Below are 21,514 nucleotides of genomic sequence, written 5' to 3' on the forward strand. Positions count from 1 at the left end.
AGGAGAATTTCATGTCTCAAACGTTTGATTTACTGGCCGCGCTGGCGGATATCGATCCCGCGTCTGAACTGGCGCAAGCCCGCGCCGAGCGTCACGCCGCCACCCAGCACACGCAAGGCAGCTATGACGTGCTGTTTTCACAGGATGATGAGGATTTGCCGTTAGCAGAACGTTTCGCCCTCGCCGCGCAGGTCGCGGCCTGGCATGGCGCGTCGAGTCTCGAAGCGCATTACCGCCAGCCGGATCAGCCTAACAACGCACGCTTCGCTGCGGGTCTGGCGTTTGCGGAACTGCTGAGCCTGCATCCGGTCGATGCTGCGCCGCAGCACATCGAGACGCTGCAAACTGCCGGATGGTCGCCACGTGGCATCGTCACGCTGGCGCAGCTGATTGCCTTTGTCAGCTTCCAGAGCCGCTTGCTTGCGGGTTTGCGTTTGCTCAACGGTGAAGAGACGGCGTCGCAGCCGCATGCGGTGGCCGGTAAATGGCACGATGCGCCGCTCACCGTCAGCGGGAAAACCGCCCTCACCGCCTTTACCCAACAGGAACTCGGCTGGGAACCGTGGCTGGCAGCAAAACCGCTGCATGAATTTAGCGCTGAAGAGCAGGCAACGCTGGCGAAATTCGGCCATAGCGACTCTGATTACTTCCGCCTGCTGGGCCGCAATCAGCCGCTGCTTGAGCAGCGCACGCTAACCGATAAAGGCATCTTCTACACCGCAGGCGGACTCTCGCGCGCCGAGCGAGAACTCGCCGCCACGGTGGTGAGCAAGGTCAACGGCTGCATCTACTGCGCCTCGGTGCATGCGCGCAAAGCCAGCCAGCTGTCGAAAGATGAACCGGCGGTGCAGAAGCTGCTGAATGTCGCGCCGGGCGCTGAGCTGTCGCACGGACAATCGGCGCGCTGGGCGGCGCAGATCGATCTGGTTGCTACCTTATCGATTACGCCTGCCGCCACCAGCCTGAAACAGCTGCAGGCGCTGCGCGCTCAGGGATTCAGCACGCTGGAGCTGCTGGACCTGATTCAATCCGCCGCCTTCTTTGCCTGGGCAAATCGCCTGATGCTGACGCTCGGCGAACCTTTCTTACCTGAACACACACAAGGATGACCATGACGGATCTTTCACATCAACAGCTGGTGCGCTGGCGACGCGAGCTGCATCAGCATCCTGAACTGTCGGATCAGGAATTTGCCACCACCGAGCGCCTTACCCGCTGGTTGCAGGAACTCAACGTCAAGCTGCTGCCGCTGGATTTGAAAACCGGTGTCGTGGCAGAAATCGGTCACGGTGAACCGCTGATTGCGCTGCGTGCCGACATCGACGCCCTGCCCATCGACGAGCAAACCGATCAAGTATGGCGCTCCCAACAGCCGGGCGTGATGCACGCCTGCGGCCACGATCTGCATAGCAGCGTGATGCTGGGCGTCGCACAGCAGTTGCAACGCATCGAATCCCAGCTGCCTGGCCGCGTGCGCATTCTGTTCCAGCCAGCCGAAGAGATTTTTACCGGCGCGAAACAGCTGCTGGCGGCGGGCGCGCTGAAAGAGGTGCAGGCGATTTTCGGCCTGCATAATGCGCCGGATCTGCCAACCGGCACGCTGCGGACGCGCGGCGGTGCCTATTATGCCAACGTCGATCGTTTCCAGATCACTATCAACGGCAAAGGTGCGCACGCCGCGCGTCCGCATGAAGGCATTGATAGCATCGTGATTGGCAGCCACATCGTCACCGCGCTGCAAACGCTGCCGAGCCGCGTGTTCAGTTCGCTGGAGTCGGTGGTGGTCAGCGTGACGCGCTTTACCGCAGGCAACAGCTGGAACGTGCTGCCACAAACGGTGGAGGTGGAAGGCACGGTGCGCACCCATAATGCGGCGATTCGCGCACAAATCCCGCAGAAAATTGATGCGCTGATAAACGGGATCGCCGCCGGATTTGGCGCACAGGCGGAGCTGGTGTGGCAGGAAGGTCCGCCTTCGCTGTTCAACACCCCGCAATGGGCCGATTTCGCGCTGGATCTGGCCGCAGAGCAAGGCTATCAAACACAGGTCGGCACGCCGCAGATGGGTGGCGAAGACTTCGCCTTCTACCTGCAGCAGCTGCCGGGCGCGTTCGTCAGCATCGGCAGCGCCAGTGAATTTGGCCTGCATCACGCCGGATTCGATCCGGATGAAGCGATGCTGGAACCGGCGGTGCATTACTTTACCGAGCTGGCCCAGCGCGCGCTGCTGACGCTGCGCCAACAACAGGCGCTGGCATCGTGACCATGAGAGCAAGGAGAAAAGCGATGGCGATTTCTGTACCTGTTCCACGTCTCGACCATGTGGTGATCAACGTTACCAGCCAGTTGGATGACGCCAGCGCGCTGTTTCGTCGCCTGGGATTTCAGCTGACCGAGCGCGGCCATCATTCGCTCGGCTCCAGTAATCATCTGGCGATTTTTGGAGATAACTATCTGGAGCTGTTGGGGTTTGAGCCTGGGCGCGGCAATCTGCGCCAGGATTTGTGGCAGTCGCCGATTGGCCTCAGCGGATTAGTGTGGAAAACCGAGGATGCCGATGCGGTGTGGCGCTATCTTGAGAGCCAGGATATCGACGGCGATCTGCCTGCGAGCTTTTTCCGTCCCGTTACTTTGCCGGACGGCACCGAGCAGGAAGCACGCTTCCGCACCGTGCGGTTGCGCCCGTCGCTGGTTGCGAACGGCCGCAGCTTCTTTTGTCAGCACGACACACCGGATTCGGTGTGGCAGGACGCGTGGCGCGTCCATCCGAATGGCGTGAGCGATATCGTCGAGTTCGTGGTGGTGGCGCAGGATCCCGCCGCCGCTGCGCAGCCCTACAGCCGTTTATTCGGTGCAGATAAACTCACCGCCTGTCAGGAAGGCGCGTTTGTGCTCAAAGCGGGCGTGGCAACGGTACGCTTTGCCGCCGCGGAATACGTTACGCAGCGCTTCGCCGGATTGCCGATTGATTACGACGGCAGCGCGCGCATGGCCGGATTGAGTTTGCGCACCTCGGATCTGCGCAAAGTGAAAGCCAGCCTTCTGCTCGGTGATGTGCCGTTCCGCGAAGAAGAGTCGGCGATTATTGTTGGTGCCGAGCAGGCGTTTGGTGTGGCGTTGCGGTTCCAGCAATAATCACGTTTTGCATGTATCCGTAGCGGCGCGATTTATCGCGCAATGTGATGGCGATTGCGCAACTAGCCTGATATTGCGCAATAAATTGCGCCGCTACGTTATGAGCGTTGTAAAATATCGTTGTGGAGTAATCTGAATTCTAAAGGTGAAAAGTGACCGCTAACCTGCATCTCGACACGCCCAGACTCACTTGCTCGCAGATCGCGGAAGACGACTGGGACTTCTTCCGTCAGCTCCAGCTCTCGCCTCACGTCATGCATTACGTCGCCGATGCAAAATCCGATGAAAAAATTCACGCCGATTTTACAGCAAGATTGCCGCGCTGGTCGCCATTCAGCGCGCATTGGCTGTGTCTGGTGGTGCGGGAAAAACAGTCAGGCAATCGCCTCGGCGTCAGCGGTTATATTCGTAGGGAAAATGACTGCGCCGAAGTCGGCTTTCTGTTCGCACCTGAAGCGCATGGCAAAGGCTATGCGCACGAGTCGCTCCGCGCGATTTGTGACTATGCATTCAGCGACGGCGGCATTCGACGCCTAAGCGCTACCGTCACCGCAGGCAATACGCCCTCACGGCGACTGCTGGAAAAAGTCGGTTTTGTATTAGAAGGTGAACTGCGAGAAAGTTACTGGCTGAGAAATGCGTGGCATAACGATTGGCTGTTTGGGTTGTTGCGCGAGGAATATGGGTTGTAGTGCAGGTGTGATCAACTCAGCTCGGGATCAAGGTTATTTAACGAATTAGCCATATTTAACCCGACCAAACATAGAGATGTCTACTAACTCCTATATCGTCACCCACGTTGAACGCCATTCCCGCTTTGTTATGCTGTCCAAAATCAGCGACAACAAAACCATAACTGTTGTATCTGCACTCATCAAACAAGCGCGGAATTACCAGCTGAGCTTTTATAAAACACTAACATGGGATCGAGGCGCCAAACGACCAGCCACGCTCGATTTACGGTAGCGACAGACATTTGGATTTATTTCTGTGGTCCTCAATCTCCCTGACAGCGTGGCTCAAATGAAAATACGAACAAGCTGGTCAGACAATATTCCCAAAAGGAACTGACTTTGGACGCTCAAGTTATTCTGTCCAATTCATAATATTTCGCGAATCAGTAAATGAATACGAGGCGGTTTGGTGCGATTTTTAGATGCATTCTAAATAAGCTGCAAAAAATTCTCAAGAAATGAATCGTCAAATATTATCAGCCTAACTATTAAGAACGTTACAAGCCAGGCGTAATATCCCACTATGGAAAACTGAATATGAGCTTTTGAACGATCATTTATGTTAATTATAAAGCCTTTTTTGTTGGGAACGCTGCCTCCGCTCGTCATACTCCTTCGCTTTTTCCTTATGCCACATATTGCTGCATCCTGGATCGCTAGGGGTAAGACAATAGTGAGTTTTATCATCTTGAGACTCACTTTTCTCCCAAGATAGTTTTGGCGTTACCTCTGTGGACCAGGAATAATCCTTCGCTTTTTCCTCATGCCACATTTTGCTGCATCCTGGATCGCGAGGAGTAAGACAATATTGGGTTTTATCACCTTGAGACTCACTTTTATCCCAGGAAAATTGTGGCGTTACCTCTGTTGACACCGAATAGTCCCTCTTATCAATGTCATACATCAAATCTGGTGAGGCCGTTGCTGAAACACCATAAAGTAGTGATATAAATGGGGCATATGCATATTTTTTTAAGCATGACATATTCGTTATTCCTTTAAACGTAAATTCGTTTAACTTCAATTTAGAAGCCCAGGTTCCTGACACGACTAGAAGCATGAGTAAAGTAACGTAAAATGTAGAACATTCGATTATATCCCCATTACTGGGGAAGACCCACTATACATATTTTTTTAAGCACGACATATTCATTATTCCTTTAAACGTAGATTCGTTTGACTTCAATTTAGAATCCCAGGCTCCTGATTTTAATATTCGATATCGCATCGTACAAATCGTGCTTTCCTACATGGACGAAAAAGCATATTCGGAAAGAATGTTTAGTGACAAAGTCAGTCAGATCAGAATTAATCATCTTGCTTGATTGCGTAAATTCAAAACCACCAGCATCTGTAAATGATATGTCAGTTCTTTGCTCATTACAGACATCCGCTTCTTACAACAAGTAACTCTGTGCCAGAAGCGGACACCGGAGAAATTTGCGATACGTAGAATGATGAAAAGTCGTTTCCGCTCAGTTTTTAAGGTCTTCTACATTCAATCCAGCAAATGACAATAATAGCATTCACTCACTTACTGTATTAACGCCTCTCGCTGTTCGCTGACGCATAGCGCCCGGTGGATACCCATTAATACGCTTGAACGCTCTGCTAAAGGCTGCCTGCGAGGCATAGCCGAGGCGAAGCGCTACGGTGTCAATTGAGATCTTATCGTGAGTAATCCAGTGACCCGCGATGCGCATTCGCACCTCCCTTGCATAGCGCTGCGGAGGTATGCCGATGATTGATTTGAAGCGTTCAGCAAAAACAGAACGGGATACATGCGACTGGGCAGCAAGCTCGGCAACAGACCACTCCCGGCTTGTATCACGATGAATGGCCAGAATGGCACGGGCAAGTCGTGGATCACGTAACGCAGCGATCAGACCAGCGGCGTTCTCGCTGCCGTTTTCGATCCATCCACGCACAATCATGGCCGCCGCCACTTCTGCGAGGCGTGCCAGAATGCCCGCGAAGCCCGCGCGTCCGGAACAGATTTCAGATTTCATCGCGCCCAGAACGGGAACCAGCCCCGGATAAATCTGTTCATTTGCCTCAACCACGATGGCTTGCGGCATCAGTTTATCCAGGCCCTGCATTCCACCAAGATCGAACTCCATACAGCCATAAAACAGAACCGTGCTGGGCGTCGGATGCGAACTCGGGCAGGTATTAATTCCGCTGACGGCCTCGCCTAAAGGAGCAGAGCCGAACGTGTCGATATGTTGAAATGAACAGCTGACATCCGATAAAAGCTGATGCTCCTCGCCCTGCGGCATGAATACCATGCACCCGGCTTTTAGTTCGTGCAACGTACCATCGTGTGTGCGCAGCACAGCAGTACCCACTGCGATGTAATGAAAATAGGCATGTCCGGGTCTGCTGCTGAAACCGACGCCAAACTCAGAGCCCGTCTGTAAACGGCGATACTGCACGCCACGCAGACGCATTTCCAGCAGCAATTCACTGATGAGTTCGGATGACAGGGCAAAGTGTTTATTCACTGGCATAACCGGAGTTTCGGGTAAAAAATCAGGATGTGGCATCATAGATCGTCCAGCCGCTCAACTCTAGACTTGGAGTTATCATTTTTTCTCCAAAAAAAGAGTGTGTTATGAGAAATGAAGCAACTGAAGCTGTATCCGTTAGTTTGAACAGTTCGGAACCCAAAGAATCCGCATGGATGGCCGTTATTTCACTGACGATGGGCGTGTTTGGCTTGCTGACTGCAGAATATCTTCCTGCCAGCCTGTTAACACCCATGGCCGCGGATCTTGGTGTAACCGAAGCGCTTGCTGGTCAGGCTGTGACGGTGACAGCTGTGGTGGCCCTGTTTGCGGGTCTGATGGTTCCTCGCCTGACGCGTAATTATGATCGCCGAGCTGTTTTGCTGGGTTTTACCGTGCTGATGATCGCCTCCAACCTGCTTGTCGCACTCTCCTCCAGTCTGGCTGTTCTGCTGGTCATGCGCATTTTGCTGGGCATCGCGTTGGGAGGCTTCTGGAGTATGGCTGCTGCCGTAGCTATGCGGCTGGTCCCTGCAAAAAGCGTCCCACGTGCTCTCTCCATTATTTTTAGCGGTATTGCTGTCGGTACCGTGGTTTCGATCCCGTTGGGAAGCTATTTAGGTGGGCTTTATGGCTGGCGTAGTGCTTTTATCGCTGCAACCGCAGTTGGCCTGCTGACACTGCTTTTCCAGCTGTTTACGCTTCCTGGGATGGCTTCGCGTAAAATGATGATTACGGCATCTGTCATGGATTTACTCCGCCGCCCAGGCATTGCGGTGGGAATGACGGGTTGTGTGATTGCCCATACGGGTCAATATGCGCTCTTTACCTATATTCGTCCGGCTCTTGAAAATATTGTTCAACTTGATGTGGATCGTTTGTCTTTGATACTGCTTGGATTTGGCGTCGCTAATTTTATCGGTACGCTGCTGGCCGGGTGGCTGATGGAGAAAAGCCTGCGTCTTACCCTGATACTGATGCCAGCACTTGTTGGTTTAGCGGCATTAAGCATGATTTTGCTGCCACTTGAGGAAGCAGGATTGATGTTGTTCGTCGCATTGTGGGGGATGGCATTTGGTGGCGTACCCGTTGCGTGGTCAAACTGGGTAGCGCGTTCCGTTCCCGATCAGGCTGAAACCGCTGGCGGCATGGTAGTCGCAGCAGTTCAATCCTCAATTGCTGCGGGTGCTGCGTTGGGAGGATTACTTTTTGGTCTCAGCGGCGTAACCGGTGTTTTCATTACCGCGGGTTGCATAATGTGTTTTGCCGCGCTGGTGATTGCACTAAAAGTGAGGGTCGCGCTGAGCTGACCACTTCCCTTATTAAAGACGTTTAAATAAAGGCCAGCTGAACCATTTGGCTGGCCTGAAAAAAGTAGCGAGGTTTCCTGGCTCTTCCGCTCACTTAAAATCTCTACTACTCTGTTCGGCACCTCAGCGTCCAAATGAATTGGCTTTGAGGTGTCAGTGTAATAAAGCAGTAATGTCCGGAATTAATTATTTCCCATCGAAGAAATTGTCCGGAAGTTGACCTGGGGGCATATTAATAACAGCATCATTATCAGGCCCTTCATTTTTCATATACGTGACACTGGCAAATTCGGGTATCACAACATAGGGATATGCCGGTCCTTCATCGCGGAAGCGATGCATATCCTCAATGAACTCATTTTGATAACAAATTGTTTTTTCAGGATGTTGATTTTCACCTGCAATCCACTGAGGAAAGAAGATGGTGCCATGAATGATCTTTCTTTCAATATCAAATAACAGGCTCACACAGGTTCCTGTCGGCTCGTGCCAGTCGACTTTATAAATGCCAGGTGCGAACTGCACGGCATTCATTTTTTGATTTGTCACCCAACGACCACCTACCAACCCCTGATGAATCCTGTAATCACACGTATTGTCATTACGCGCATACCATTCATATTTCCATCCATTATCATAGGTATAGACAAAATGCGTCCCTACAAAGGCGGATAAGTCTTTTGATATATCATTAACTGATTCACTTGACATAACGACCTCATATTTTCCGATAGAGTGGCGAAGTGTGGAATGTTACTTGCTGCACCCGCGTAATCTAAATACTGTAGCGTCACGTGGTGAGCACTTTATGAAACAATGCGCAAGCATTTGTATATCAATTATTTACATAATATTAGCATTTAGATGACAGATACAAGTCATTTGCTTAGGGATAATATAGCCACTTTGCATGAATTTTCCATAATGATTAACCATTTTATAATGCTAAATAGTTTGACTCAGTCGCAAAATTAATAAAAAGGTTAACCGTATGTAATAAATTGCCGGTTCGCCTTCAAAATGTAACGATTAAAATCAGACTATTTATCAGTATTTTGCACTACCTTAAACCTGTTCTTAGGGTTTAAATTTGCGAAAGCAAATTATAAAGCTACCCTGAGATAAGCATCAAACGCTGACGTTTCTTCTAACTGAATAATCACTCTTCAGGCAGAAAAATATGCCTGAGCCTTAAGAATTTTCTCTGCGGGATATATTTCTATGGATTTGATTCATGGATTTCTTCGATTATCACCGGAGCTGGCGCTTTTTCTTTCTCTCGCTGTAGGCACGTGGATTGGTAAATTCAAACTGGGCGCATATTTGCGCTGGACAAGGGAATTGCGGCCGGCATCGCCGATGGTGCGTTAACCCAGTCAGCAATTATCGGTACTGCCAGTGCCGCCATCGAAAACTGAATCTTGATCCAGCACAGCTCCAGCAGATGCAGGGGAATGTCGCGGTGGGATATGCGGTGACATACATCTTCGGCTCCCTGGGTGCCATCATTATCTGCGTTAACATTCTTGCCAAAATTATGGGGCGCTCTATTCGTGAAGACGCAATAAAAGCTGAACAGGAACTGATGCATGGTGTAATCATACCGGCATCAAGACAGATGCCTGCTTTATCTGAACTGATAGGTCGGGTGTTTCTGGCAGGAGCGGCCGCGAGCAGGAGCATTACTCAGATTAGAGCGTTAGCTAACCCACTTTCCCGGTTACCGTTGAACGCATGAAACGCGGCGATAAAGTCATCGCCGTTACGCCTGACATGCCGCTAAATGAGAACCACATTCTGTTACTTGTGGGCCGCCGCAAAGGCATCGTTGCCCTTGCCTCCTCGCTGGGAAAAGAGCTGGATGCAGAGGATGGGCCGGAAATGACCTGAAGACATCTGAAGTCTTTTGGATGGTATCAAGCGCGGAAGCCCCTGACCGGGAATTTGCCTTTGCCGGCCTCTGGCCTGCGGGCCGTAGAGACCATCAGGAACAACGGTATTTCTATGGAGTTAATAGATAAGGTTGTGCAGAGAAAAAGCAATGAGCATTATCCCGCCGACAATGTTGACGTACTTTTTCAGCATTCGCGGGTTAGTTTTTTTGGCTGAGAATATGAGCGTTTGAGTGATTGCAAAAAGCCAGATACTCATAACCACTATATGAACTGATGCCAGTATAAGGTAGTTGTAAACGCCACCCTTCGCGCCTGCGAACTGTGAAACGACCGTCAAATAAAAAAGGATGGCTTTAGGGTTCAAAACATTAGCCAGCCAAGCCTCTTTTAAAGTCACGGAATGCTTTGCACCAGTAAACCCGCCTGAATTTACCGTTATCCCTCTCCGGATAAGCATCGCGCCTAACCAAAGCAGATAGACAGTTCCGGTTACTTTAAGCACAGCAAACGCTGCTGACGACGAGATGAGCACTGCCGTGATACCAAACCCTATAAAAATTGCATGGGTATATATGCCCAGAGCGGTTCCGGCGAGGGTTCTAAATAAACCTTTGTTACCTCCTGTCAGAGCACTGTTCATAACGAGAGTGAAGCTCGCTCCGGGAGACAGGGCAACAGGGAGTAAGGCTGGCATAAAGCCCAAAATGTTCATATCCATAGATTCTGGATAGTAATTGGCACTCTCTGAAATTGCCAGTGCAAGCGTTTCGCATATAGGCAATGTTCAGCTAAGCAAAAACGGGGATCTTTTTGACTAAAAGTCCGCTCTTCGCTCATAGCGACCTCGACTCAGTTAGCTTGTCCGCTTCGTGCTGTGAGTTCAACTGATGGATGCAACACATTGGTTAAAACGCTCTGCGGGTGATTCATAGTCTAGCGTTTTTCTCGGTCTTTCGTTGAGCTGTCTGGCAACGCTGTTTAGTCTTTCTTGGCTGTGAACCGATAGGTCAGTTCCTTTTGGAAAATACTGCCTAAGCAATCTGTTTGTATTTTCATTGGAGCCGCGTTGCCAGGGGGATTGGGGATCGCAGAAGTAAACCTGGATATCTGTGGCTACAGTAAACCGGGTGTGGTTAGTCATTTCAGCACCCCGGTCCCATGTTAATGTTTTATAAAGCTCAGCAGGTAATTCCCGGGCTTGTTTGATGAGTGCAGATATAACCGTTATGGTCTTGTTGTCCCTGATCCTGGCCAGCATAACAAAACGGGAATGACGTTCTACGAGGGTGACGATATAGGAGTTTTTAGAGCCCTGGATCAGGTCACCTTCCCAGTGACCTGATATGGCTCTGTCGGCGGCTTCAGGTGGCCTTTCGCTGATAGAGATCGTATTCGGGATTGACCCTAATCCTTTCCCTTTAAGCGATGATGTTCTGGATCTACGCACGACTCTTCCGCTTCTGAGGCATTGCTGCAGTTCTTTTTTTAATGCACCTCGGGTTTGTATAAAAAGCGTTTTATATATCGTTTCGTGTGACACATGCATTTCCTGATTATCCGGATAACAGCGTTTCAGCCAACCGGTGATTTGTTCCGGCGACCAGTCCTGATGCATCTTCTCTGCGATGATTTTACACAGTGTTGGTCTTTCAATTAGCTTGCAAGGTTTTGGTCTCAGAGCATTTTCCCACGCAGCAGTATCCGCTTTTGATGCACGGTATTGTTTTGCACCACCGTGCCTCTTGATCTCCCGGCTAATCGTTGAGGGGGCTCTCGAGAGTTTGTTTGCGATCGCCCTGATGCTGATTTTTGCTACCAGCGCTCTGGATATTTCCTCTCTTTCATAAAGTGAAAGCGCTAACGGATGACGCTTTCGGACAGGGGGGCGGTATCCACCAGTCTGGTGGATAGTGGGCATAATAGAAGAATGATATCTGTCGAACATTCTGGCGATATCATGCAAGGAATCACCTTGCTTATATCTGTCCCAGATAATCGCTTTCTGTTCCGGCGTGTAGTTAATACGCGTTCTTCGTTTCATGGCAACGTCCCCCTTCGATTAAGGATAGCGTTGCATCGACCCATTGAACTCACAGCCAGAAGCGGACATTGAGTATCACTTTCATGTAATCGATCGGAAGTGTTGTTATTCCATAAACGAATAATTTGACGTTACACTGGTATTGGCGCTATTAGTATGGCCCTTTCTGTCTGTATGACTTCCTCAATAAGGATTAAAAGATGGTCTCGTTTCGCTCAATGACAGAAGAAGAGTACTCTGCTTATCTGGAATATTTTATTCCTGATTATGCAATTGAGATAGCGTCAAATTATAGAATGTCTAAAAGTGATTCTCTAACGATGGCCAGGCAGGAAATATCAAAGTTGCTTGCGGAAGGAGTGAATACGCACGGGCAAATTTTACTGTCCATTTTCGCGAAATTAGATGTATTTGAGAGGCACGTAGGCTATCTCTGGTACAAACCAGACGCGGCAATGCGCACAGTATTTATCTATGATTTTCATATTTTTAATTCACTTCAGGGAGGGGGATTGGGTAAACAGGCTCTTCGCGCTTTTGAAGAGGATCTTCAGGATAAGGGTTTTAAAGAGATTAGACTACGCGTAGCTGGAGATAATGCTCGTGCTTTCCATGTATACGAGAGCAGCGGTTTTGGAGTAACGGGTATCAATATGAGCAAGTCAATCGTGCGTTAGGATATTAAATAAAAGAATCAGCAATTGAAAACTACGCCTGCTTTCGTTCGCAGCGGACCTTCAGTTCAGTCCGATGGTCAGCTACGTGCTAAAAGCAGACATTGCTAACATCGGAATGTACTAATATGCGGGGTTCTGGCCAGAACTTCAGCGAATCACTTTCGCAAACTAAACCGTATAAAATCGTGAGGAAATAATGGTTGCATCATTAAATTATCATTAAATATAAAGACATTAGATGATATGGAGATAACATCGTAGATATTATCGACAATGAGTTGTAGATGCGTTTTGAACACAGGCACATTAGCATCATCCGCTATGACAAATACAGTTTCATTACCTAAGCCGCCCCCATTAAACATCTCATCAGTAATTTCATGATCGCTGAATTCCATTTCATGCCACATAATTTTACCGCTATGCCATGGATATTGATGAAAAATATCCATTACCATGCTCAAATCATCTCCTTCCACAACATCAAAATCTGCCTTGAGCAATTCCTTACATTCTTCAAACAATGTCATGTCCATTCCCTTTGTAGCTGTTTATTTCTAGCATAACCGCTTAGAAGATTGTCGAAAAAATTATGAACTTCCGCTCCTCACTCATAGCGGACCTTGCCATATGCACACATTCTTTCAATGCCAGATGCGGGAGATGTTAAAGCGCTTTACCCAGATCAACGGTGAGCAGATGAACATGGGTAATCCACCCTAAAACCATTATGGTAACGAAGTCGCGACTCATATTCACTGCCCTGGCCAGACGTTGAGGCAGTGAATACATCGTTTCTGAATAATTTATTGCAAATCTACATTCAACGCCGGTGCACCAAAACTTACTAACTCTGCATTAGACGCAGTAAAATAGTCGCGCCAGAATATCTCAAGCTGCTGAATGATTTTCCCTGAGCGATAGTTGTTTTTCGCATCGGTATCAATCAATCCTGCACCTGCGACAAATACCTTAGCGCCGGCATAATCCGCTAACAAATTCTGCTGTTTAACCTTCTGCAACGCTTTCTCAGGCGAAAGCAAACGCAGCGCGTTATTGCGATAGAAGCTATCGAAAGCGCTGTTTTCCAGCATATCGGAGATCAGAAACAGGGTACGTGAGGCGTTTTCATCCTGCTCAAGATCGTGACTAATGCGTTTCAGGCTATCGAGGATCTCGCTTTTAGCGATGTTATCGCCCTTCTCAGCGAAACTTTTTGCCATCAACCCACCCATTGCGCTCGCGAAATATTGCTTTTGCTCACTCAGGCATTTGTCGAGGTTCTTCAAACTCTCCATGCCTTGATTGTCGCGGATCTTCTTGTCCGTGAGTAGCGGCTCCAGACGTCCATCAAATAAGCGCTGCATGAAATTGTTCTGCAGCAACGCCGAGAACTGATACAGCACCACATGATCGCCGGGCTGGCTAAAACGCATGATCTGCTGCCAACTGGTATTTTTGATCTGCAGCGGCACTTTAACCGTTTGATCAATAATCACCACCAGCTCACGACCGCTGTTGGCCGGGCGATATTGACTGAGTTTGGCATAGTCATAACAGCTCGGGATATCGTTGCGATCCGCAGCCTGCGCCAGGGCACTCACCCCGGCTAACAGCAGCAAACACCATTTGCTGATCTTCACCTGATTATCCTCTGGCCTTATTAAGCACGCGCTGCACTTTACGACGACTGAGCAGTGCTTCCATTGACAGACCCAAATCCTCAGCCACCAAACGCAGTTCTTCATCATCTAGGGCTGTCAAATCGCCCAACTCCGCGATGCGCGCCTTTTCATCAGCGTCAGCAGCAGGTGCCGTTTCCAGTGCCACCGGTGCAGGTGTTGGCGTTGTAGGTTCAAATACCAAAGCCGGTTCTGGCTGATGTACCGGGCGCTCTGGAGCAACGGTAGCGCGTGTGGCGTTAAATTGCTGATGCTGATCGTCGGCCAGTGCTTTATCGCGCTGCTTACCGCGCACGTAATCGTCGAAGGTCCGAACATCAGTTTGTGCAATGCTGGCGCTACTGGCGCGTTGCATCGCCATACGATTCTGCAAGCTTGCCAGTTTATCCTGCGCATCACGCTCTACGCGCTCACGGCGCATGGCGTACCACGCGGCAAACTCTTCAGAGCTACTAAAATTACCAATATATTTCGCCGCCAGGCGCGATTCGATGCCGACCAGAGAACGGTAATAACCAATCAAAATACCGATAATCTGCACGCCAATGAAAATCACCGACAAAATAATGAAGGTCAATTTGGAGGCGAACACGCGGTTGTCACTGACCTCTTGCGCCGCTTGCTTATCAGCCTGCTGATTATCTTCCACCGCTTGCTGTGGCAACTCAAAAGGTGAAGCGTTGCTCGCCGCGCTGGTTTGGCTGAACGGCGTGCCATTGACGGCCTGGGTTTCGGCGGCATTAATGGTTGCCGCACGAATGAAATAGGCACCTACCGCAAAGGTGACGATCAGCAGCAGCGTCACAACCGTTTGTACATATTGCGGTTTTGCGCCAATACCGTGGTTCACACGGTTGAGCATCTGCAAATAGCTGGGTGCATCATCGTCAATGCGGCTGCTTTCCAGCGAGACGCGGTTGTCTTTGACCAACGCCTGCGCATGGCCTTCCAGACGCGCTTCTTTATGCCAGTAGCGGATTTTGCTCAGCAGCGTATTTTTGTGTAACTGCGTGCCCATTAAATGCGTTGCGGGCACTAAAATCACACCAATCAGCACCGAAACCACAATCGCCGACAGCTCCGCCTGGTTCGCAGAGATGTTGTTGGCAATGAATGGCGAAAGTACCAGCGCAAAGATAAAGGCCTCCAGAATGACGAGGGCGATACTGCATAACCACAACACCACGCTGGTCGGTTTGCGGCCCCGCTCATCCACTTTGTTCAGATAGTTAACGCAGCGCAGATAAAAATCGGCATCGCGGTTTGAAATGCTATGAAATTGATAAAACTTGCCACACAACGCTTCTTCAGCCGGATGCCAGATGCGTCCGCCGGTGCCCGCACGGCGAGATTCATGGCTACGCGACAAACGGGTGATGTGGCCAAAGAGCGGTAGGGAACAAAACAGGTTGAGAAAGAAGTAACGAACTTGATCCCACCATTTGATCACGCCAAGTGTTAGCGCCAATAGCCCGAAAAGCGGCCAGAAGATGTAGCGATAGGTGGCGATCGCCTGCATTAAGGTATCTAAAATTTCCATAAGAGAGTTATCCGTTTATCCACGCTGAGGTGCGTAATTGGCCAGCCACGGCTGACGATGATTGCTATAAAAGAGCTGTCCTTGTTGCACAGGCTTGCCCGATTTCGGCAGCAAGAGGTCGACGCACGAGATCGGTTGTTGCTGGGCATCGGCGATGTAGACGCGGTAAAGAATGCTTTCTTCACCTTCCCAACTGTTGGCGACACTTGCCATGCCTTGTAGCGCCTTGCGGTTGCCCTGCGCATAATTTGGCGTGATGAGCACTCGTGGGTTTTGCGTTACCACGGCACCCTCTTTGAGAACAAACACTGGCGTCAATGTCACCAGGTTGCCATTCACCAATCCAGCCCACGCGCGCCCGTTCATATTGGGCAGATATTCCCGCGTATCATGCTGATCGATCGCCTTACCGCTGGCTAAATTCTTAGCCAGCCCACTGACGCGGGGAAGATCGGTGAGACAGCTACCGCTGACACTGCTGGCCTGCGCCTGACTAATCAGGCTGAAACCTTGCAACAGCGGCTTTAAGTTGCTGGCGAGACCCGTAACCTGTGCGCTGGTGGGCTTGCCACCAAAATCGACAAAGTTAACGGGATTGCTCTCAGCAATGGCTTGAGTAGGTTGGGTCACCACTTCCGGCGCTTTTACTTCAGCGCTTTTTGTCGCAGCCTTCTTGCTCGCTATACGTGGTGCCGCCCTGGCGGTTGAAGTACGCGCCAACGTATTTTCAGCAGCAGAGCTGTGGCGCAAATACAGTGGGTTATTGCTTTCCAGCGCCAGACGTTGGCGTAACAATGCTTCATTCGCCAACGCCACGATTTCAACCCGGCGGTTTTGTGCCCGACCCGAAAGGGAATCGTTATCCGCCAGTGGACGTGAGGAACCCACGCCCTGGAAATAGAGTTGGCTGGCTTTAATGCCGCTTTGCTCCAGTACCAGCCCAACGTTGCGGGCACGCGCTTCAGAAAGTTGCTGATTGTGTTCGGCTTTGCCCGTGGCGTCCGTATGTCCCACCACCAGCAAAACATCGCTGGAGGATTGCTGGCCGCCTTTCATCGCTGTGGCAATTTTTTGCACCTGACGCATGCCGCTGCTGGTCAGTTCTGCACTGTCGATGGCGAACATGGTACCGTCCTCAACTTGTGCAACAATCCCAACCGGCTCCTGCTTGCTGTTCTCCTGCGCCTTAAGCGCCTGAGTGCTGATGCGAATTTTTTCTTCCTCGGCGACTTTAGCCAGCGCCTGTTCACGATTCTGCCAAACGTTCCCGACCACGCATCCCGCTACGCCGCCTGCCAGTCCACCCACCAGGGCTTTCCTGGCGTCGTGAGTCACCAGATAAGTGATGCCGCCACCCAGTGCGGCACCGCCGATACAACCGGCAGCGGTACCGTAATCACGAGCAAAGTCATTCATTGAGGCACAACTGGAAGTCAGAGAAGCGGCGATCAGCACGGATGCAGCTTTTTTAGAAAAGGGTAAATTCACATCAAATCCTTGATTGAAAAATCCTCTGTCGTGCGGAGGAAACAATGATTAATGGTTGAGGCTAATTGATAAAAAAAATTCACAGGTTTTTATCGGCAGCAATGCCGATGACTTTAGACCTCAGTGGAGAATTTCTTCTATTCAAGGAGATAGGGGGATTAAAACGGATTGACGCAGGAGGAAGTGATGAAATTACGTTAGTAATATTATCTAATCATCGCGCGATTTATCGCGCAATAGGTGTTTGATGAATATGGACACGCGTAGCAAGTTTGACCAAACGCCAATCCTGATGGCCGTTAATCATCGGGTTCGCCTGCGCTTTTGCCGGCTCAACCGCCGGTTTGCCGTTTTGAGTTTCCTGCGTCAGGAGGCGCACGCGATTATCGGAAAGATCTTCGATCAACCATGCATGCAGCACGTCCAGACGATCATCGCTGCCCCACCCTGGAAATCTCACGTTAACCACTTCTGCGCACAGAATCACGCGCTGGTGTCTTATCTCGGCGGGAATTTTCACGGCGTCACAGATGCGGCTTTGAATGCGATGGGACGCGCGCGCCGCCGCTGGAGATTCAGGCTTCACCAAAACCGTGGCGTAGCATGAAAGAACGCACCGCGATGCCGGGCATCGCTGGTTGCGCGAATTATTGTTCACCACGGTCAGCCGCAATGATGCTGTCTAAAGATAAATCTGCCTGACAGAATCCAGCCTAAGGTTCACTTAACCTTTATTTCTTAATCTGGCGCCATCTTCACTATTATGGATGGACCAATGACGTTTTCGCTGCGCAAAAGACCGACGCTAAGTCGGCTGACGTTTATTTCGCTATTTTCAATTTATATTGCGGTGTTCCTGAATATTGCCTTTTATCGTCAGGTGATTGCAGCAATGCCACTCGATACGCTGCGCACGATATTCGTCTTCGTCTCAATGCCGCTGGTGGCATTTAGCGTGATCAATATTATCGCCACGCTCGCCTCTTTTGTTTGGCTTGACCGGCTTATTCTTGCGCTGTTCGTATTAGTGGCGGCGGCTGCGCAATATTTCATCTGGACCTTCGGCATTGTTATTGATCGCTCGATGATCGTGAATATTCTGGATACCACACCGTCCGAGTCCTTTGCTTTATTGTCGCCTAAGTTAATTATCACGCTGGGTGGCAGCGGCCTGCTCGCTGCCCTTTTGGTATTCTGGATTCGGATTAAACATAACGAACCTCTGTGGAAAAACATCGCCAAACGCGCCGCGTCAATTGTGGTGTCGGTCATCTGCATCGCCCTGGTGGCGACACTTTTCTATAAGGATTACGCCTCGCTGTTTCGTAACCAAAAAGAGCTGATCAAGTCGCTCAGCCCGTCGAACTCCATTGTGGCGACACTTTCCTGGTATCACCACAGCCGCACCGCCAATTTGCCGCTGGTGAAAATTGGCTTAGATGCCAAACAAAAGCCGCAGATGCTGGCGGGTGCAAAGCGCAATCTGACGATTTTGGTGGTGGGTGAAACCACGCGCGCGGTGAATTTCCAGCTCAATGGTTATGGCCGCGAAACCACGCCATTGCTGGCGAAAGATGACGTCTCTTATTTCCCTAATACGCAATCCTGCGGTACCGCTACTGCGGTCTCGTTGCCATGCATGTTCTCGAATATGCCGCGCGCGCATTATGACGACCAGCTTGCTGAACATCAGGAAGGCATGCTCGATATTATCCAGCGCGCCGGCCTGCAGGTTTTATGGAATGACAATGACGGCGGCTGTAAAGGTGCCTGCGATCGCGTCCCGCATCAGGATATGACCAGTCTGAATCTGCCGAATATGTGTCACGACGGGGAGTGTTATGACGAGGTATTATTTCACGGCATCGAGGACTCTATCAAAAACCTTAAAGGCAACGGCGTGATCGTACTGCATACCATTGGCAGTCACGGCCCAACCTATTACAACCGTTATCCGCCGCAGTTTAAAAAATTCACGCCGACCTGCGATACCAATCAAATTCAGGATTGTTCGCAACAGCAGCTGGTGAATACCTACGACAACAGCATTCTGTATATCGATTACATTGTCGATAAGGCGATCAATGTATTGAAGGCGCATCAGGATCAATACACCACCAGCCTGGTGTATTTATCGGATCACGGTGAGTCGTTGGGGGAAAATGGCGCTTATTTGCACGGTATGCCGTATGCGATTGCACCGGATGTGCAGAAACATGTGCCGATGCTGATTTGGCTGTCACCAGATTACCAGCAGCGTTATGGCGTGAGTAAAAGCTGTGTCGATAAACAAGCGGCGCATCAGAGTTATTCGCAGGATAATCTGTTCTCCACCGTGCTGGGATTGACGGGGATTCAGACCAGCGAGTATCAACCTGCGGATGATATTTTGGCCGGTTGCCGAGGTACGCAGAGTTAAATGCCAGAAGGTCGCCATGAATGGCGACCCACATCACGCAGCTACCCGATCCGCCCCCAACAAATCCAATATCCTGCTGCGCAGCGCCACCAACTGCGGATCATCGCGACGGCGCGGCCACGGCAGATTCACCTCAATCACATCCACCACTTTCGCCGGTCTTGGGCTGAATACCACCACGCGATTTGCCATCACCAGCGCTTCTTCTACGTCGTGCGTCACCATCAGCGTGGTGAACTGCTGCTCCTGCCACAGGTCGACAATCTCCTGCTGCATCCGCAACCGCGTCAGGGAATCGAGCTTGCCGAGCGGTTCATCGAGGATCAGCAAACGCGGCACGTTAACCAGCGCGCGAGCCAGCGCTGCACGCTGCGCCATACCGCCCGAAAGCTGATGTGGCCACGCGCGAGCAAACTGCCTGAGGCCGACGCGATCCAGCATCGCGTTAATGCGCTGTTCGCGCACCGGCCGGCTCACCCCACGAATCTGCAAACCGAGACCGACGTTGTCATAGACGGTGCGCCACGGATAAAGCGTGGGATCCTGAAACACCACCACGCGCGACGGATCGGGCGCGGTTATCGCTTTGCCCTCCTCCGCCAGTAACCCGCTGGCGGGCGGTTCGAGGCCTGCCAGCAAACGCAGCAGCGTCGATTTGCCACAGCCGGACGGCCCCAGCAGCGCGACAAATTCACCGGCCTCTACCTGCAAATTAATATTCTCCAGCACCGGTAAATCTTCGCCTTCTAGGGTGAAGTGATGATTCACCTTCTCAATCGCAATATTAACGCCCGCCGAAGTGGTAGCCATATTTTCGCTCCTGCTTGATTTGCTTAGAAATAAAGCATAAGCCGCGCCTTTCCCACACTGAAATAGCCATTTCGGCAAACCTATCCGCAAATATTCATAATGAAAAACTGCATGATGTCATGCGGGATTGTTATTTGGTCGTGCTAATTGCCTTTGCCATAGTGCCTGTGAACTTTATCTACAAGGAAGACAGGATGACATTGCAACAATTCTCTCTGAGCCGCCGCGCGTTATTACGCGGGCTGGGTCTCTTTAGTGCCGGCGTGGCGGTGAATCCGTTGCTGAGCAGCAACGTGTTTGCCGACGATAAATCCCTGAAAACCATCAAGCTGGCCTGGGGGCAAACCGCAGTGTGTCAGTCACCGATATCTGTGGCGCTTAAGCAAGGCTTCTTTAAAAAGTACGGCTTGAATGTTGAGCCGGTGAACTTCAGCGGCCCCACCGATGCGCTGTTACAGGCGATTGCCACCGGCCAGGCCGATGGCGGCATCGGCATGGCGCTGCGCTGGCTGAAGCCGCTGGAGCAGGGTTTTGATGTGGATCTCACCGTCGGCACGCACGGCGGCTGCATGCGTTTACTCGCGCCGCAAAATAGCGGCATCCGCGATGTGAAAGATTTGGTGGGGAAATCGGTGGCGGTGAGCGATCAGGCCAGCCCGATTCGTAACTTCTTCGCCATTCAGCTGGCGAAACAGGGCATCGATCCCGATAAGCAGGTCAACTGGCTGCAATATCCGCCCGACCTGTTCGGCGAAGCGCTGCGCAAAGGCGAAGTGCAGGCGCTGGCCACCGACGATCCGCAGGGCTGGCTGCTGAAGAAGCAGCACGATCTGGTGGAAGTCGATAACAACCTGAAAGGCGAATACGCCAACCTCACCTGCTGCGTGCTGGGCCTGCGCGGCTCGCTGGTGCGTGACGATCCCGCCACCGCGCGCGCTATCACCCAGGCGATTGTCGATGCGCAGCAGTGGACCGCCGAACATCCGGAAGAGACGGCGAAAATCTTCCAGCCGTTTGTGCCCGGCTCCGTCGCGGTGGAGGATATCGCCGCGATGCTGAAAGAACACACTCACAGCCATCACTCCACCGGCGTGCAGCTGCGCAAAGAGGTGGCGGTGTATATCGATGAGCTGAAGAAAATCAATGTGATCCGCCCGGATACCGATGCGCAGCGCTTCGCTGAACACTATGTGCCGGAGCTACTGCCGGCGGAATCGGCCCATCAGCACGCCAGCAACATGGCGCACATGAGCAACATGTCCAGCTAAGGAGACGA

21 protein-coding genes and 1 pseudogene are annotated in these 21,514 nt (G+C 51.1%); 10 read left to right on the forward strand and 12 right to left on the reverse strand.

Going from position 1 to position 21,514, the window contains the following annotated elements; genetic code table 11:
* Window positions 1–11 precede the first annotated feature (11 nt).
* The 5 genes and pseudogenes from Q3H59_RS23975 to Q3H59_RS23995 all read left to right on the forward strand — a co-directional run.
* A complete protein-coding gene (locus Q3H59_RS23975; RefSeq protein ID WP_277975303.1) occupies window positions 12–1,109 on the forward strand; it encodes an alkylhydroperoxidase domain protein in 1,098 nt (365 codons plus the stop codon).
* A 2-nt stretch (window positions 1,110–1,111) separates the two neighbouring features.
* Window positions 1,112–2,263: an amidohydrolase gene (locus Q3H59_RS23980; RefSeq protein WP_309837701.1), complete on the forward strand. Its 1,152-nt coding sequence runs from the start codon at window positions 1,112–1,114 to the stop codon at window positions 2,261–2,263.
* Window positions 2,264–2,286: 23 nt separating this feature from the next.
* The gene (locus Q3H59_RS23985; protein ID WP_277975301.1) at window positions 2,287–3,135 is read left to right on the forward strand and encodes a VOC family protein; all 849 of its coding nucleotides are present in this window, start codon (window positions 2,287–2,289) and stop codon (window positions 3,133–3,135) included.
* 152 nt (window positions 3,136–3,287) lie between these two features.
* Window positions 3,288–3,827 carry a GNAT family N-acetyltransferase gene (locus tag Q3H59_RS23990; protein WP_277975300.1) on the forward strand — a complete coding sequence of 180 codons (540 nt, stop codon included), beginning with the start codon at window positions 3,288–3,290 and terminating at the stop codon, window positions 3,825–3,827.
* A 70-nt stretch (window positions 3,828–3,897) separates the two neighbouring features.
* Window positions 3,898–4,207, forward strand: a pseudogene (locus Q3H59_RS23995) (IS30 family transposase); the annotation flags it as partial.
* Between the two features lie 224 nt (window positions 4,208–4,431).
* Here the strand turns inward: Q3H59_RS23995 and Q3H59_RS24000 are convergent.
* Window positions 4,432–4,917 carry a hypothetical protein gene (locus tag Q3H59_RS24000; protein ID WP_280173066.1) on the reverse strand — a complete coding sequence of 162 codons (486 nt, stop codon included), beginning with the start codon at window positions 4,915–4,917 and terminating at the stop codon, window positions 4,432–4,434.
* 478 nt (window positions 4,918–5,395) lie between these two features.
* Window positions 5,396–6,418: an AraC family transcriptional regulator gene (locus Q3H59_RS24005; protein ID WP_309837704.1), complete on the reverse strand. Its 1,023-nt coding sequence runs from the start codon at window positions 6,416–6,418 to the stop codon at window positions 5,396–5,398.
* 65 nt (window positions 6,419–6,483) lie between these two features.
* Between Q3H59_RS24005 and Q3H59_RS24010 the strand changes: the two genes are divergently transcribed.
* Window positions 6,484–7,686: an MFS transporter gene (locus Q3H59_RS24010; RefSeq protein ID WP_309837706.1), complete on the forward strand. Its 1,203-nt coding sequence runs from the start codon at window positions 6,484–6,486 to the stop codon at window positions 7,684–7,686.
* A gap of 186 nt (window positions 7,687–7,872) precedes the next feature.
* Here Q3H59_RS24010 and Q3H59_RS24015 read toward each other — a convergent pair whose 3' ends face one another.
* Both Q3H59_RS24015 and Q3H59_RS24020 read right to left on the reverse strand, forming a co-directional pair.
* Entirely contained in the window at window positions 7,873–8,397 is a 525-nt protein-coding gene (locus Q3H59_RS24015; protein ID WP_309837708.1) for a phenolic acid decarboxylase, read from the reverse strand.
* Window positions 8,398–8,992: 595 nt separating this feature from the next.
* Entirely contained in the window at window positions 8,993–9,277 is a 285-nt protein-coding gene (locus tag Q3H59_RS24020) for a hypothetical protein (RefSeq protein ID WP_309837710.1), read from the reverse strand.
* A gap of 143 nt (window positions 9,278–9,420) precedes the next feature.
* On the opposite strand from Q3H59_RS24020, the gene Q3H59_RS24025 reads away from it, so the two are divergent.
* The gene (locus Q3H59_RS24025) at window positions 9,421–9,576 is read left to right on the forward strand and encodes a hypothetical protein (RefSeq protein ID WP_309837712.1); all 156 of its coding nucleotides are present in this window, start codon (window positions 9,421–9,423) and stop codon (window positions 9,574–9,576) included.
* 120 nt (window positions 9,577–9,696) lie between these two features.
* On the opposite strand, the gene Q3H59_RS24030 is transcribed toward Q3H59_RS24025, so the two are convergent.
* Both Q3H59_RS24030 and Q3H59_RS24035 read right to left on the reverse strand, forming a co-directional pair.
* Entirely contained in the window at window positions 9,697–10,299 is a 603-nt protein-coding gene (locus Q3H59_RS24030; protein WP_309837714.1) for a LysE family translocator, read from the reverse strand.
* 162 nt (window positions 10,300–10,461) lie between these two features.
* Window positions 10,462–11,622 carry an IS30 family transposase gene (locus tag Q3H59_RS24035; protein WP_280173063.1) on the reverse strand — a complete coding sequence of 387 codons (1,161 nt, stop codon included), beginning with the start codon at window positions 11,620–11,622 and terminating at the stop codon, window positions 10,462–10,464.
* 200 nt (window positions 11,623–11,822) lie between these two features.
* On the opposite strand from Q3H59_RS24035, the gene Q3H59_RS24040 reads away from it, so the two are divergent.
* The gene (locus Q3H59_RS24040; RefSeq protein ID WP_271460330.1) at window positions 11,823–12,299 is read left to right on the forward strand and encodes an N-acetyltransferase; all 477 of its coding nucleotides are present in this window, start codon (window positions 11,823–11,825) and stop codon (window positions 12,297–12,299) included.
* A 155-nt stretch (window positions 12,300–12,454) separates the two neighbouring features.
* Here the strand turns inward: Q3H59_RS24040 and Q3H59_RS24045 are convergent, their stop codons facing one another.
* From Q3H59_RS24045 to Q3H59_RS24065, 5 genes are all read right to left on the reverse strand, one after another.
* Window positions 12,455–12,829, reverse strand: coding sequence for a hypothetical protein (locus Q3H59_RS24045; RefSeq protein WP_110867228.1), 375 nt, complete (start codon window positions 12,827–12,829; stop codon window positions 12,455–12,457).
* Window positions 12,830–13,105: 276 nt separating this feature from the next.
* Window positions 13,106–13,942 carry a hypothetical protein gene (locus tag Q3H59_RS24050; RefSeq protein WP_309837718.1) on the reverse strand — a complete coding sequence of 279 codons (837 nt, stop codon included), beginning with the start codon at window positions 13,940–13,942 and terminating at the stop codon, window positions 13,106–13,108.
* A 4-nt stretch (window positions 13,943–13,946) separates the two neighbouring features.
* A complete protein-coding gene (locus Q3H59_RS24055) occupies window positions 13,947–15,521 on the reverse strand; it encodes a hypothetical protein (protein WP_309837720.1) in 1,575 nt (524 codons plus the stop codon).
* A 15-nt stretch (window positions 15,522–15,536) separates the two neighbouring features.
* Window positions 15,537–17,009, reverse strand: coding sequence for an OmpA family protein (locus Q3H59_RS24060; protein WP_309837721.1), 1,473 nt, complete (start codon window positions 17,007–17,009; stop codon window positions 15,537–15,539).
* Between the two features lie 226 nt (window positions 17,010–17,235).
* Window positions 17,236–17,469 carry a hypothetical protein gene (locus tag Q3H59_RS24065; protein ID WP_405042465.1) on the reverse strand — a complete coding sequence of 78 codons (234 nt, stop codon included), beginning with the start codon at window positions 17,467–17,469 and terminating at the stop codon, window positions 17,236–17,238.
* A 315-nt stretch (window positions 17,470–17,784) separates the two neighbouring features.
* Here Q3H59_RS24065 and eptA point away from each other — a divergent pair, with 315 nt between their 5' ends.
* On the forward strand, window positions 17,785–19,428 hold the full coding sequence (eptA, locus tag Q3H59_RS24075; RefSeq protein ID WP_309837722.1) for a phosphoethanolamine transferase EptA: 1,644 nt from the start codon (window positions 17,785–17,787) through the stop codon (window positions 19,426–19,428).
* 33 nt (window positions 19,429–19,461) lie between these two features.
* Here eptA and Q3H59_RS24080 read toward each other — a convergent pair whose 3' ends face one another.
* Window positions 19,462–20,238: an ABC transporter ATP-binding protein gene (locus tag Q3H59_RS24080; protein ID WP_309837724.1), complete on the reverse strand. Its 777-nt coding sequence runs from the start codon at window positions 20,236–20,238 to the stop codon at window positions 19,462–19,464.
* 194 nt (window positions 20,239–20,432) lie between these two features.
* Here Q3H59_RS24080 and Q3H59_RS24085 point away from each other — a divergent pair, with 194 nt between their 5' ends.
* Window positions 20,433–21,506, forward strand: a complete 1,074-nt coding sequence (locus tag Q3H59_RS24085) for an ABC transporter substrate-binding protein (protein WP_192412843.1) — start codon at window positions 20,433–20,435, stop codon at window positions 21,504–21,506.
* Window positions 21,507–21,514 lie beyond the last annotated feature (8 nt).

It is taken from the genome of Pantoea sp. SORGH_AS_0659, from assembly GCF_031453915.1.
Taxonomy (GTDB): Bacteria; Pseudomonadota; Gammaproteobacteria; order Enterobacterales; family Enterobacteriaceae; genus Pantoea; species Pantoea leporis.

Coding starts and splice junctions, on each gene's coding strand:
- Q3H59_RS24015 (WP_309837708.1), bottom strand. CDS start 8,397: ATGTCAAGTGAATCAGTTAATGATATATCAAAAGACTTATCCGCCTTT.
- Q3H59_RS24025 (WP_309837712.1), top strand. CDS start 9,421: ATGAAACGCGGCGATAAAGTCATCGCCGTTACGCCTGACATGCCGCTA.
- Q3H59_RS23975 (WP_277975303.1), top strand. CDS start 12: ATGTCTCAAACGTTTGATTTACTGGCCGCGCTGGCGGATATCGATCCC.
- Q3H59_RS24085 (WP_192412843.1), top strand. CDS start 20,433: ATGACATTGCAACAATTCTCTCTGAGCCGCCGCGCGTTATTACGCGGG.
- Q3H59_RS24055 (WP_309837720.1), bottom strand. CDS start 15,521: ATGGAAATTTTAGATACCTTAATGCAGGCGATCGCCACCTATCGCTAC.
- eptA (WP_309837722.1), top strand. CDS start 17,785: ATGACGTTTTCGCTGCGCAAAAGACCGACGCTAAGTCGGCTGACGTTT.
- Q3H59_RS24045 (WP_110867228.1), bottom strand. CDS start 12,829: ATGACATTGTTTGAAGAATGTAAGGAATTGCTCAAGGCAGATTTTGAT.
- Q3H59_RS24080 (WP_309837724.1), bottom strand. CDS start 20,238: ATGGCTACCACTTCGGCGGGCGTTAATATTGCGATTGAGAAGGTGAAT.
- Q3H59_RS24040 (WP_271460330.1), top strand. CDS start 11,823: ATGGTCTCGTTTCGCTCAATGACAGAAGAAGAGTACTCTGCTTATCTG.
- Q3H59_RS24030 (WP_309837714.1), bottom strand. CDS start 10,299: ATGGATATGAACATTTTGGGCTTTATGCCAGCCTTACTCCCTGTTGCC.
- Q3H59_RS23985 (WP_277975301.1), top strand. CDS start 2,287: ATGGCGATTTCTGTACCTGTTCCACGTCTCGACCATGTGGTGATCAAC.
- Q3H59_RS23980 (WP_309837701.1), top strand. CDS start 1,112: ATGACGGATCTTTCACATCAACAGCTGGTGCGCTGGCGACGCGAGCTG.
- Q3H59_RS24020 (WP_309837710.1), bottom strand. CDS start 9,277: ATGCATCAGTTCCTGTTCAGCTTTTATTGCGTCTTCACGAATAGAGCG.
- Q3H59_RS24010 (WP_309837706.1), top strand. CDS start 6,484: ATGAGAAATGAAGCAACTGAAGCTGTATCCGTTAGTTTGAACAGTTCG.
- Q3H59_RS24035 (WP_280173063.1), bottom strand. CDS start 11,622: ATGAAACGAAGAACGCGTATTAACTACACGCCGGAACAGAAAGCGATT.
- Q3H59_RS24005 (WP_309837704.1), bottom strand. CDS start 6,418: ATGATGCCACATCCTGATTTTTTACCCGAAACTCCGGTTATGCCAGTG.